This window comes from Streptomyces sp. NRRL S-340 (assembly GCF_000720185.1).
Classification (GTDB): Bacteria; Actinomycetota; Actinomycetes; order Streptomycetales; family Streptomycetaceae; genus Streptomyces.
Genome location: NZ_JOIY01000020.1, coordinates 98,074 through 109,807, shown reverse-complemented (window position 1 = coordinate 109,807; position 11,734 = coordinate 98,074). Strand labels below are relative to the sequence as shown.

Sequence of the window (11,734 nt, the reverse complement as noted above, 5' to 3'; positions counted from 1 at the left end):
CGTCCCGGACGGCGAAGCCAGCCGCTGTGACCTTCGTCCGCGCTCAGGCTGCGTCTTCGTCGGGCTCCTCGTCCTCGTCCTCGTCCTGGCCCTCGTCTTCCGAGGAGCCGCCCCGCTCATAACCCGACACAGGAATTTCACGGCCGTCAGCGAGCCTCCTCGTGTAGCCGGACACCGAGTGCCTGACGGGAGGTTTCCGCCGCTCGTCCTCCTCCACGGACTCGGCGGCCGACCCGGTGTCCTCGGACTCCGCGGTGTCCTCGGTGGCGTTCTGCTTCATGGCCTGCCTGGCGACCACGACCGCAACGACCACGGCCACGCCGCCGACTGCGCCGCACGCGGCACGGATCTTCGTCCTGTGCTTCCCGTACCAGTTCTTCGTCTTCTCGACGAACGAGGTGGGCTCGCCTTCCTCGGAGGTGGGCGCGCTGGGCGTGGAGTCGTTCACGCGCACACATCTACCCGACCCGTCCCTCACCTGTCAGGCAATCGTCCGACATCGCCCGATCAAGTTCAGCAGCGACGACGATCGTGACAAGCCGGTCCCGTCGTCTCGGGACTGACCTGCCCGCGGTACGCCGGGGCGGCTCCCATCCCGCAGCCACGGTCTTCTTCTCGGTGCGGTGGAGGATCGGTGGGTCGCTGTTCGTCGGGGCCCGGCCCGGACAGTGGTGGACGAAGTGGCCGCCGAGTGCGTCGCACAGCTCGGCGTACAGGGCGGTGTGCAGGACCAGCGTGTGCCAGCCCGCGTGCACGGTCCGTGAGGGAGCGAGGCCCACGCCGGGGTTCTTCGCGCAGGTTTGCCACGAGCTTCAGTGCCTCCTCGACGATGCGGCCGGCCATCGCTTCGGCCACGTCCGGGTTGGCGGCCAGGACGGTGCGGCGGCGGCCGGTGAACTGGTCGTCGGCAGCGGGCTCGCACGGTGATCGCCCAGCGTGTGGGTTTGCTGCCAGAACCCGGCCGCCGATGCCCTAGGATGGCGCCCCCTGTCGGGTACGCGGTGAGCGATAAGGAGCGGTAGTGGAAGCGGAGTTGATGGCTCTCGCCTCGACTGCGGGGACCGCAGTGGTGTCGGCTCTGACCACCGATCTGTGGCAGCGGGCACAGGACTCGGTCGGCTCCCTCTGGCGGCGTGCGTACCCGGAGCGTGCAGGCACGGTGGAGGCGGACCTCACCGAGACGCGCACACTGCTCCTGGCCGCTCCGGAAGGAGATGTCGCCGAGGACTCGGCCGAAGAGTGGCGCCTGCGTTTCCGACGGTTGCTCGCCACCCGCCCCGACCTCGCCGAAGAACTGCGTCGTGTGCTGACGGAGGACCTCGCCGGCGTCCTGCCCGCTCCCCCGCAGGGAACCTCCACGGTGTTCAACGCCACGGCGTCCGGGCACGGGCGCATCTACCAGTCCGCGGGGAACCAGACGATCAACGAGCGATGACCAGACAGCCCGCCTCTCCCGCCGAACCTTCCGGTGGCCAGTCGTTCACGGCGAAGCCGAGCGACCAAGCACGCACCTATCAGGCCAGCCGGGACCAGACGATCAACGAGCACCACCACTACGCGCCACCGCGTTCGTTGAAGATGCGTGTCGCCTGGTCACTGGCAGGTGTGACGGTCCTGGTGCTCGGCGGGCTCGTGGGCATCGACCTTTGGGAACGGCACAGCGCGGTCGATACGGCGCCCGTGGGTGACGCCAAAGCGCCCGCCGTCACGGTCTCCGCCTCTCCCTCTGCGTCACCTACGCCGAGTGCCACCCCGGAGCCGTCCGGCAAAGCAACCGCTGACACGTCGAGCATGCCGGTCAGTGGAGCGCCGGCGCAGCGTGCAGAGCAGGAGCCGGCACCGAGTCCCAAAGCGTCCGAGTCCGCTGCCGCCCTGCTGCCCGACCCGGCGACGCGTTGCACCGGGTGGCGCGATTCCGGGGCCGACCGTGTGCAGGTCAAGGCGTGCGGCCGGGTCGACGGCGGCCACCTGTACATGAGTGCCGAGTGGCGCACGACGTCCGGACACGCTCTGGTCGATGTCTACATGTGGCTGGCGGACCACACCGGCAGGACGGTCGTCTATCCGGGTGCGTCCGCACCCAACGGCATGGCGGCTTACGGGTTGCCGGCCTGGCCGACGCCGAAGGACGGCCCGCAGTGGAAGGAGTACGAGGTGCGCAAGCCCCTGGTACCCGGTGAGAAGTACGAGGTCTCCGTGTCCGTGCGGGAAGCGGGCGGTCCTGCACCCAAGATCTTCAACCCCGCCGTGCAGGGCTACCAGTTCGGGATCGTCTACGGGTGATCCGCCCCCCCCGCGCCCACTGCCGGATCAGCAGGGGCCCGGTGATCCTGGAGGCCGCCGGCCGCCACCGGATCCCGGGGGCCGGTCATGGCGCACACCGAGGACCAGAGCCCTGCCGGCGACTTCCCGTCTGTAGCTGTCACCCCCCTGAGCAGGGGGTTCTCCCCACCGTGGATCGGGCAGGTCGCCGGGTGGTTCGGGGGAGGGCGGTGGCGGAGGCTGGAGGTGTTCACAGCCTCCAGGGAAGGGATCCTTCGTGTTCAGCTTGAAGTGGGCGGCGCGCCGTCGTACCGCGCGGGCCGCCGCTGTCGTCGCTCTCGCCGCCGCGGCGTGCGCCACCACCATGAACGGCAGTGCCCAGGCGATCGTCAACGGGACGGATTCCACCGAGCGTTACCCGTTCATGGCGACGATTCCGGAGACCGCCCCGTCGGCGGCCATGGACGACGGCACCTGCGGGGCGTCACTGATCGACCGGCAGTGGGTGCTGACGGCGGCCCACTGCGTGGCCGAGCCGGAGATCAAGCTGAAGGGGACCGTCCGGATCGGCAGCGCGCACCGCCTGTCCGGGGGCACCGTGCGGAAGATCGTGAAGATCGTGGTGCACCCCGGGTACGTGAACGGCCAGGGAGCGGCAGCGAACAAGGACGACGTCGCGTTGATCCGGCTCGACCGGCCGGTCGGTGAGAAGCCCGTCCGGATCGCGGGGCGGGCCGGGGAGCCCGGCACCCCGACCCGGCTCCTGGGCTTCGGCACCGTCAAGGACATCACCCGGCTGCCGGACGCGGTCTTCCCGGACCGGTTGCAGGAGCTGGAGACCCGGCTGGGAACCGCGTCCGAGTGCGCCCCCGGGTACGCGAACGGCACGCGGCTGTGCACCATCAGCCGGGTCCCGCACGCCATGGCCTGTTTCGGGGACTCCGGTGGGCCGCAGCTCCAGCGTGGCCACAGCGGGCGATGGGAACTCGTGGGCGTGACATCGGGTCCCGGCGCCCCGGGCGTCGCCTGCTCCGACGGACCCGGGCTCTACACCAGCGCTCCTGCCTACGCGGACTGGGTGCGGAAGGTCGTCAAGGGCAGGGCCTGACCGGGGAAGCGACCCCGCCGGACCGGTTCAGGCACCCACGTACTGCGCCAGATGCTCCCCCGTCACGGTGGAGCGCGCGGTGACCAGGTCCGCCGGTGTGCCCTCGAAGACGATCCGGCCGCCGTCGTGGCCCGCGCCCGGACCGAGGTCGATGAGCCAGTCGGCGTGGGCCATGACCGCCTGGTGGTGTTCGACGACGATCACCGACTTGCCGGCGTCGACGAGTCGGTCGAGCAGGCCGAGGAGCTGTTCGACGTCGGCCAGGTGGAGACCGGCGGTCGGCTCGTCGAGGACGTAGACGCCGCCCTTGTCGCCCATGTGGGTGGCGAGTTTGAGGCGCTGGCGCTCGCCGCCGGACAGGGTGGTGAGGGGCTGGCCGAGGGTGAGGTAACCGAGGCCCACGTCGGACATCCGCTGGAGGATCCGGTGAGCGGCCGGGGTGCGGGCCTCGCCCGCGGCGAAGAACTCCTCGGCCTCCTCGACCGGCATCGCGAGCACCTCGCTGATGTCACGGCCGCCGAGGCGGTGGTCGAGGACGGACGCCTCGAAGCGCCTGCCCTCGCACTCCTCACAGGTGGTGGCGACCCCGGCCATCACGGCGAGGTCGGTGTAGATGACGCCGGCGCCGTTGCAAGTGGGGCAGGCGCCCTCGGAGTTCGCGCTGAACAGGGCGGGCTTGACGCCGTTGGCCTTGGCGAACGCCTTGCGGATCGGGTCGAGCAGTCCCGTGTACGTCGCCGGGTTGCTGCGGCGCGAGCCGCGGATCGGGGTCTGGTCGACCGAGATCACGCCCGCCCCGGCCGGGATCGACCCGTGCACGAGCGAGCTTTTCCCGGACCCGGCCACGCCGGTGACCACGCAGAGCACGCCGAGCGGGATGTCCACGTCGACGTCGCGCAGGTTGTGCGCGTGCGCGCCGCGGATCTCCAGCGTGCCGGTGGCCTTGCGCACCGTCTTCTTCAGCGCGGCCCGGTCGTCGAGGTGGCGTCCGGTGACGGTGCCGGCCGCCCGCAGCCCCTCGACCGAGCCCTCGAAGCAGACCGCACCGCCCGCCGCGCCCGCGCCGGGACCGAGGTCGACGACGTGGTCGGCGATCGCGATCACCTCCGGCTTGTGCTCCACGACCAGCACCGTGTTGCCCTTGTCCCGCAGCCGGAGCAGCAGGTTGTTCATGCGCTGGATGTCGTGCGGGTGCAGGCCGGTGGTGGGCTCGTCGAAGACGTACGTGACGTCGGTGAGCGAGGAGCCGAGGTGGCGGATCATCTTGACGCGCTGGGCCTCACCACCGGAGAGGGTGCCGGCCGGGCGGTCCAGCGAGAGGTAGCCGAGGCCGATCTCCACGAACGAGTCCAGGGTCTGCTGGAGCGCGGCCAGCAGCGGCGCCACCGTCGGCTCGCTCAGGCCGCGGACCCAGGAGGCCAGGTCGCTGATCTGCATCGCGCAGGCGTCCGCGATGCTCACCCCCGCGATCCGCGAGGAGCGGGCCGCCTCGCTGAGCCGGGTGCCCTCGCACTCGGGGCAGGCGGTGAAGGTGACCGCGCGGTCCACGAACTCCCGGATGTGCGGCTGCATGCCCTCCTTGTCCTTGGCGAGCATCGACTTCTGGATCCGCGGGACCAGACCTTCGTAGGTCATGTTGATGCCCGCGATCTTCATCCTGGTCGGCTCGCGGTGCAGGAAGTCGTGCAGCTCGGTCTCGGTGAAGTCGCGGATCGGCTTGTCGGGGTCGTAGAAGCCCGACTCGCTGTAGAGGCGGTGGTTCCAGCCGCCCGACTTGTAGCCGGGGACGGTGAGCGCGCCGCCGGAGAGCGACTTGGAGTCGTCGTAGAGCTGGGTGAGGTCGAGGTCGGAGACGGTGCCCCGGCCCTCGCAGCGCGGGCACATGCCGCCGGTGATGCTGAAGCTGCGGCGCTCCTTCACGGTCTGCCCGCCGCGCTGGACGGTGACCGCGCCCGCGCCGCTGATCGAGGCGACGTTGAAGGAGAACGCCTTGGGCGAGCCGAGGTGCGGCTCGCCGAGCCGGCTGAAGAGGATGCGCAGCATCGCGTTGGCGTCCGTCGCGGTGCCGACCGTGGAGCGGGGGTCGGCGCCCATCCGCTGCTGGTCGACGATGATCGCGGTCGTCAGCCCGTCGAGCACGTCGACCTCGGGCCGGGCGAGCGTCGGCATGAAGCCCTGGACGAACGTGCTGTACGTCTCGTTGATCAGCCGCTGCGACTCCGCGGCGATGGTGCCGAACACCAGGGAACTCTTGCCCGACCCGGAGACGCCGGTGAAGACCGTCAGCCGGCGCTTGGGGATCTCGACGCTCACGTCCTTGAGGTTGTTCTCCCGCGCGCCGTGCACGCGGATCAGGTCGTGGCTGTCGGCGGTGTGCGGCGCGGACGGCGGGGCGGGCGGGGTGGGCCGGGAGGAGGGGGAGCGCCGGCCGCCGGTGTCGCCGTCCGTCCTCGTGACCGTGCTCATCGTGTCTCCGTCCCTCGCCGTCCGCCGGCGCGTCCCGCCGTGGTGTCCGTCGCCGCCACGGTAACCGTGGCCCGCGCGGGCGCGCTTCTCGATTCCTGACCGGTTCGGAACCGGTTGCCGCTGACTCAAACCGGGCGGAACCGGTTTGAGCTGGTCAGGATCGGTCGGGGACGGGGACGGGGACGGGGACGGGGGCGGGGACGGGTTCGGGCCGGACGGCGGCCAGGGTGCCCAGGACGGCGAAGACCGGCGGGACGACCGGCGAGCCGTTGCGCGGCACCCGGCGGGCGCGTAACCGCCGCCGGATCACCACCGCCACGACCAGGACAGCCACGACCAGGACAGCCACGACCAGGACAGCCATGAGCAGGACGGCCACAAGCAGGACGGGCACGAGCAGGGCGGAACCGCTGCCGTGCGTGCTCTCCGTGCCGGCTCCCCGGTGGGGACGCGGTCCGCCTCGTTCGCCGCGTCCCCTCGTCCGCCGGCCGTCGTGGCGCGTCCGTCTTCTCCGGACCCGCCCCCGGGTCCCCTGGACGCGGAGGAGCCCCCTCTCCGTGCTTCCCGGGTTCCCGGTGGCGGAGAGGGGGCCGAGGACCGGCCGCGTACCGTCCGGATCAGCGGCGGTGGTCCCCGCGGTGCCGGCCGTCGCGGTGCTGGTCGCCGTGGCGGTCGCCGCCCCAGCTGACGGAGTCGACGAAGCGGTGGTGGTCGTTGCGCAGGGTGGCCGTGTCGTGCCGGTCCCAGACGGAGACGCGGCGGTCCTGGTAGAGGTCACGGCGGGTGTCGTGGCCGTAGCCGGTGTGGACGCGGACCGTGGCGCCGCCGTCGAGACGGTAGTGGCGGAAGGTGTAGGTGTGGCCGTGCTCGTCGGCCAGCGTCCATCCGGCGAGGTTGACGTCGCGGCGGCTGTTGTTGGTGATCTCCACCCACTCCGTGTTCAGCGCACGGGCGAAGTGGTGGGCGCGGTCCCTGTTCTCGAGGTGGACGCCGCTGATCATCACGCCCTGGCGGTGCGTGTGGCGCGGGTGGGCGTGCGGGGCGTGGTCGGCCGCGGACGCGGGCAGCGCCGCCGTCCCGATCAACGCACCGGCTGCGGCGGCGGCCGCGGTCAGACGGCGGGCGGTCCAGGAGACGGAAACGGACACGGACACAGGCTCTCCCTGCTGGTACGAGCACCCGCCGGGCGCGGATCCGGGCCGCGCGGGGCGGTGTGCGGTGTGCGGTGGCGGCCGGGTCGGCCGCGCCCCACACTTTGTCCGGTCTGCAACGAAATGCTGGCAGTGCGCGCACCCTGTTACTGATTGGCCATATTTCCGTGACTCTCGGATGTAATGCCCATCCAGGTGTCCTCTGTGGTTTCTGACGCCCCGACGGGTGCGAAGTCCCGGCACGCGCCGGCTCCGTCACCCCAAAGTGGGTAACGGAGAGGGAGTCGGCGCCCACCCGCCGGGAACGGACTCCCACGTGACGCGGGGCCCCCACGTGACGCGGGGCCCCGGCGGCATCGCCGGGGCCCCGCGTCGAGTCGTCCTGTCAGCCGCACTGGCAGGGGCCGCCCGACTGGCAGCCGCAGCCGCAGCCCGAGCCGCAGCCGCAGGCTGCGAGGAGCGGGAGGCGCCTGGGCTCGGCGGGCTGCTCGGTCTCACGGTTCCCGGCGGGGTCGGGAGCGTTGCTGGGGGATTCGGCCATGGGTCCTCCTAGAGGCTGGTGCCTTCGCCCATTCCATGCCCGTTCCGCCGGGCGCATCAACGGCGCACAGTGGCTCGTCCCCCACGCCCCGGGACCCCGGCGCCCGGGACCGCGGCTCACCACCCGCGGCCGGCCGCCGGGGCCCGCCGCCCGCCCGGGGCCACCGCCCGCCGCCGGGACCGACGGTCGCCCAGGCCCGCCGCCCGGGACCGACGGTCGCCCGGACCGCCGCCCGCCGTCCCTCCGCTCAGGCCCCGTCGACCTTCGTCACCGGCTGGATGTCCTGCTGGAGATCGTCGGCGTGCTCGCCCGTGACGAGGTAGACCACCCGCTTGGCCACCGCCACCGCGTGGTCGGCGTACCGCTCGTAGTAGCGGCCGAGCAGGGTGACGTCCACGGCGGTCTCGATGCCGTGCTTCCAGCGGTCGTCGATCAGGTGCTGGAAGAGGGTGCGGTGCAGCAGGTCCATCTCGTCGTCGTCCTGCTCCAGCTGGAGGGCCAGGTCGACGTCCTTGGTGATGATCACCTCGGCGGCCTTCGCCATCAGGCGCTGGGCGAGCTGCCCCATCTCCAGGATGGTGGCGTGCAGGTCCTGCGGGACCGCCCGCTCCGGGAAGCGCAGCCGCGCCAGCTTCGCCACGTGCTGGGCCAGGTCGCCGGAGCGCTCCAGATCCGCGGACATCCGCAGCGAGGTGACGACGATCCGCAGGTCCGTCGCCACCGGCTGCTGCCGGGCCAGCAGGGCTATGGCCCGGGCCTCCAGGTCGTGGTGGAGTTCGTCGACCTTCTGGTCGGCCTCGATCACACTCTCGGCCAGCTTCAGATCGGCGTCGAGGATGGCGGTCGTGGCGCGCCCGATGGCCGACCCGACCAGCCGGGCCATCTCCACCAGTCCGTCGCCGATCGAGTCCAGTTCCTCGTGGTACGCGTCCCGCATCGTCGGTTCCCTCTCGTACGTCTTCGTTCGTGCCGGCCAGGGGTGCCAGTCGGGGGTGCGATCCCCACGCTCCCACGTTCCGGCCCGTACGCGTCCGTTTCCGTCACCTCAAGTGAACCGTCGCTGGCTCCAAGGTGAACTCTGGGCGACGAGTGTTCGAGGTCGCACCCGGACGGGTGCGGGCAGGTCGTACCCCATGCCTAACCTGGTCGCATGGACGTGAACGCGGCGGTCGCCGCAGCGGCAGCGATCGCCGGAGTGCTCACCGGTGTGATCGCCATGCTGGCGTTCCGCTTCAGTGAACGGGAGCAGAAGCGTCCGACGCGTACCTCCCTGCACACCGACGCGGTGCTGCCGCCCGGCGTGGACACGGTGCTGTCCGTGCTGCGCTCCTCCGCCGTCGTCCTCGACGAGGCCGACGCCGTCGTCAAGGCCAGCTCCGCCGCGTACGCCCTCGGGCTGGTCCGCGGCGGCAAGCTGGCCGTGGAGCCCATGCTCCAGATGGCCCGCGACACCCGGCGGGACGGGGAGATACGGCAGGTCGAGCTGGACCTGCCGCGGCGCGGCACCGGGCGTGGCGAGGCCCTCGCGGTCTCCGCCCGCGTGGCGCCGCTGGGGTCGCGTCTGGTGCTGCTGCTCGTCGAGGACCTGACCGAGGCCCGCCGGATCGAGGCCGTACGACGCGACTTCGTCGCCAATGTGAGCCACGAGCTGAAGACGCCCGTCGGCGCGCTCTCCCTCCTCTCCGAGGCCGTCATGGACGCCTCGGACGAGCCGGAGGCCGTGCAGCGCTTCGCCGGACGCATGCAGATCGAGGCGACCCGGCTGACCAACCTGGTCCAGGAGCTGATCGACCTCTCCCGGGTGCAGAACGACGACCCCCTGGAGGACGCCGAGCCGGTGCGCGTCGACGAACTCGTCGCCGAGGCCATCGACCGCTGCCGCCACCAGGCCGGCACCAAGCAGATCACCATGGCCACCGGTGGCACCGCCGACCTGCGGGTCTGGGGCAACCGAGGCCAGCTCGCCGCGGCCCTCGGCAACCTCGTCGAGAACGCCGTCAACTACTCCCCGGCCCGCACCCGCGTCGGCATCGCCGCCCGCAGGATCACCGTGCCGGGCGGGGACCTCGTCGAGATCGCCGTCACCGACCAGGGCATCGGCATCTCCGACAAGGACAAGGAGCGCATCTTCGAGCGCTTCTACCGCGTGGACCCGGCCCGCTCACGGGCCACCGGCGGCACCGGCCTGGGCCTCGCGATCGTCAAGCACGTGGTCGCCTCGCACGGCGGGGAGGTCACGGTGTGGAGCGCCGAGGGACAGGGGTCCACCTTCACGCTGCGGCTGCCGGAGGCGGCGGCCGGCCGCCAGGCACGCGACCGGGACCGCGCGCAGGAACACCCGGCTCTCGACGAGGAGGCCGGAACCGGACGGTCCCGCACGGTGTCCTCCCCGTCCTCCCCCTCGCCCTCATCACGGTCCTCCCGGACCTCACAGTCCTCACGGACCGCGCAGTCCGCGCGGTCCGCACCGCCGGCACAGCACGCACAGCCCCCGAAGGCGCCGTCAGCGCAGACATCGCCGTCATCACAGTCGTCACCGTACGAACCGTTTACCGCCCCGGAGGTCCTTCCGTGACCCGAGTGCTCGTCGTCGAGGACGAGGAGTCCTTCTCCGACGCCCTGTCGTACATGCTCCGCAAGGAGGGCTTCGAGGTCGCCGTCGCGGCCACCGGGCCCGACGGACTCGACGAGTTCGAGCGCAACGGCGCCGACCTCGTCCTCCTCGACCTGATGCTGCCGGGGCTGCCCGGTACGGAGGTGTGCCGCCAGCTGCGGGGCCGCTCCAACGTCCCGGTGATCATGGTGACCGCCAAGGACAGCGAGATCGACAAGGTGGTCGGCCTGGAGATAGGGGCCGACGACTACGTCACCAAGCCCTTCTCCTCCCGCGAGCTGGTCGCCCGGATCCGCGCGGTGCTGCGCCGGCGCGGTGAGCCGGAGGAGGTCACCCCGGCGGCGCTGGAGGCCGGCCCGGTCCGCATGGACGTGGACCGGCACGTCGTCACCGTCTCCGGCACCAAGGTCGACCTGCCGCTCAAGGAGTTCGACCTGCTGGAGATGCTGCTGCGCAACGCCGGCCGGGTGCTGACCCGGATGCAGCTCATCGACCGGGTCTGGGGCGCCGACTACGTGGGCGACACCAAGACGCTCGACGTGCACGTCAAGCGGCTGCGCGCCAAGATCGAACCCGACCCGGGCGCCCCGCGCTACCTGGTGACGGTCCGCGGCCTCGGATACAAGTTCGAGCCGTAAGCCGTGCGCCGTCGACCGTGATCCGCAGGCCGCGCGCCGGCCGCCGCGGTCCGCGGAGGTACGGCGAAGGGCGGCACCCTCGCTGGGGTGCCGCCCTTCGCCGTCTGCCGTGCGGTACCGCGCCGGAGTCACCGGCCGGCGACCAGCGGCTGGTGACCGGTGCCCGGCGATCAGGCGGCCGGCGATCGGTTACGACGCCGAGCCGCCCTGGTTCACCGAGTCGCCCGCGCCGGTGCCCGTGCCCGCCTCGCCGGTCGAGGCCGAACCCGTCTGCGTACCGCCGGCCGGGGCCTGCGGGCTCTGCGACGTCTTGGGCGACTTCGGGGACTTGGACGTCCCCGGCTTGCCCGTGGCGGACGCGCTCGGGGCGCCGGGAGCGCCCGGGGCGCCCGTGGCGGCCGGGATGCTGCTCGGGCCCCACTTGTCGAAGTAGCTCGAGGCCGGCACGACGAAGGCCCGCAGGCTCACGTCACCGGCCTTGCTGAAGGAGAAGGTGATCTTCTGGGCGTTGCCGTCCTTGACCACCGGGCCGGGGTCGGCCAGCGCCGCGGAGGCGTTGCCCTTGCCGCCGATGATGACGGAGCCCTGGGGCGGGACGGTCAGCTTGCCCTTGCCCTGGGCGGGGGTGATCTGCGCGGTGCCGCCGCCGTCGACGCGGACCGCGTCCAGCGTCTGGGGCGTGCTGCCGTTGTTGAAGACGGTCACCGAGACGACGGCCGGACCCTTGGTCTGGAAGCCGGGCTGCGTGATGATCAGCGCGTTCTGTACCTCGATGTCCCCGACGGTGGTGGCCGCGTTGTCCGGCTTCACCTCGAGCGTCTGGGCGTTGTTGCCGGCGCCGCAGGCGGCGAGCGAGGCGATCGAGAACGCGATGGCGGCGGCGGCGAGGGCGCCGCGTCGAAGGCTGCTGCTCACGGCGGCGGCAACTCCTTGAACGTGGGCGGTACAGGACGA

12 protein-coding genes are annotated in these 11,734 nt (G+C 71.9%); 5 read left to right on the top strand and 7 right to left on the bottom strand.

Going from position 1 to position 11,734, the window contains the following annotated elements:
• Positions 1-43: 43 nt before the first annotated feature.
• A complete protein-coding gene (locus IG64_RS17515; protein ID WP_037857107.1) occupies positions 44-448 on the bottom strand; it encodes a hypothetical protein in 405 nt (134 codons plus the stop codon).
• 573 nt (positions 449-1,021) lie between these two features.
• On the opposite strand from IG64_RS17515, the gene IG64_RS17505 reads away from it, so the two are divergent.
• The 3 genes from IG64_RS17505 to IG64_RS17495 all read left to right on the top strand — a co-directional run bounded on the left by IG64_RS17505 (position 1,022) and on the right by IG64_RS17495 (position 3,370).
• Positions 1,022-1,435, top strand: coding sequence for a hypothetical protein (locus IG64_RS17505; RefSeq protein ID WP_037857104.1), 414 nt, complete (start codon positions 1,022-1,024; stop codon positions 1,433-1,435).
• Positions 1,432-2,283 carry a hypothetical protein gene (locus IG64_RS41170; RefSeq protein ID WP_158771582.1) on the top strand — a complete coding sequence of 284 codons (852 nt, stop codon included), beginning with the start codon at positions 1,432-1,434 and terminating at the stop codon, positions 2,281-2,283. The genes IG64_RS17505 and IG64_RS41170 overlap by 4 nt, the downstream gene beginning before the upstream one ends.
• A gap of 256 nt (positions 2,284-2,539) precedes the next feature.
• Positions 2,540-3,370: a S1 family peptidase gene (locus tag IG64_RS17495; protein WP_037857102.1), complete on the top strand. Its 831-nt coding sequence runs from the start codon at positions 2,540-2,542 to the stop codon at positions 3,368-3,370.
• Between the two features lie 27 nt (positions 3,371-3,397).
• Here the strand turns inward: IG64_RS17495 and IG64_RS17490 are convergent, their stop codons facing one another.
• The 5 genes from IG64_RS17490 to phoU all read right to left on the bottom strand — a co-directional run bounded on the left by IG64_RS17490 (position 3,398) and on the right by phoU (position 8,465).
• The gene (locus tag IG64_RS17490; RefSeq protein WP_234438532.1) at positions 3,398-5,836 is read right to left on the bottom strand and encodes an ATP-binding cassette domain-containing protein; all 2,439 of its coding nucleotides are present in this window, start codon (positions 5,834-5,836) and stop codon (positions 3,398-3,400) included.
• Between the two features lie 154 nt (positions 5,837-5,990).
• Positions 5,991-6,230: a hypothetical protein gene (locus IG64_RS17485; protein ID WP_037857101.1), complete on the bottom strand. Its 240-nt coding sequence runs from the start codon at positions 6,228-6,230 to the stop codon at positions 5,991-5,993.
• A gap of 223 nt (positions 6,231-6,453) precedes the next feature.
• Positions 6,454-6,984 carry a lamin tail domain-containing protein gene (locus tag IG64_RS17480; RefSeq protein WP_234438531.1) on the bottom strand — a complete coding sequence of 177 codons (531 nt, stop codon included), beginning with the start codon at positions 6,982-6,984 and terminating at the stop codon, positions 6,454-6,456.
• A gap of 388 nt (positions 6,985-7,372) precedes the next feature.
• On the bottom strand, positions 7,373-7,528 hold the full coding sequence (locus IG64_RS41585; RefSeq protein WP_199811608.1) for a hypothetical protein: 156 nt from the start codon (positions 7,526-7,528) through the stop codon (positions 7,373-7,375).
• A gap of 247 nt (positions 7,529-7,775) precedes the next feature.
• Positions 7,776-8,465, bottom strand: coding sequence for a phosphate signaling complex protein PhoU (gene phoU, locus IG64_RS17475; RefSeq protein ID WP_037857100.1), 690 nt, complete (start codon positions 8,463-8,465; stop codon positions 7,776-7,778).
• A gap of 213 nt (positions 8,466-8,678) precedes the next feature.
• Between phoU and IG64_RS17470 the strand changes: the two genes are divergently transcribed.
• On the top strand, positions 8,679-10,103 hold the full coding sequence (locus IG64_RS17470; RefSeq protein WP_037857098.1) for a sensor histidine kinase: 1,425 nt from the start codon (positions 8,679-8,681) through the stop codon (positions 10,101-10,103).
• A complete protein-coding gene (locus IG64_RS17465; RefSeq protein ID WP_037857097.1) occupies positions 10,100-10,780 on the top strand; it encodes a response regulator transcription factor in 681 nt (226 codons plus the stop codon). The genes IG64_RS17470 and IG64_RS17465 overlap by 4 nt, the downstream gene beginning before the upstream one ends.
• Before the next feature lie 189 nt (positions 10,781-10,969).
• On the opposite strand, the gene IG64_RS17460 is transcribed toward IG64_RS17465, so the two are convergent.
• A complete protein-coding gene (locus IG64_RS17460) occupies positions 10,970-11,695 on the bottom strand; it encodes a hypothetical protein (RefSeq protein WP_037857095.1) in 726 nt (241 codons plus the stop codon).
• Positions 11,696-11,734: the final 39 nt, after the last annotated feature.

Bases quoted from the DNA above. Each gene is read 5' to 3' on its own strand.
- IG64_RS17470 (WP_037857098.1), top strand. From the start codon at position 8,679: ATGGACGTGAACGCGGCGGTCGCCGCAGCGGCAGCGATCGCCGGAGTG.
- IG64_RS41585 (WP_199811608.1), bottom strand. From the start codon at position 7,528: ATGGCCGAATCCCCCAGCAACGCTCCCGACCCCGCCGGGAACCGTGAG.
- IG64_RS17490 (WP_234438532.1), bottom strand. From the start codon at position 5,836: ATGAGCACGGTCACGAGGACGGACGGCGACACCGGCGGCCGGCGCTCC.
- IG64_RS41170 (WP_158771582.1), top strand. From the start codon at position 1,432: ATGACCAGACAGCCCGCCTCTCCCGCCGAACCTTCCGGTGGCCAGTCG.
- phoU (WP_037857100.1), bottom strand. From the start codon at position 8,465: ATGCGGGACGCGTACCACGAGGAACTGGACTCGATCGGCGACGGACTG.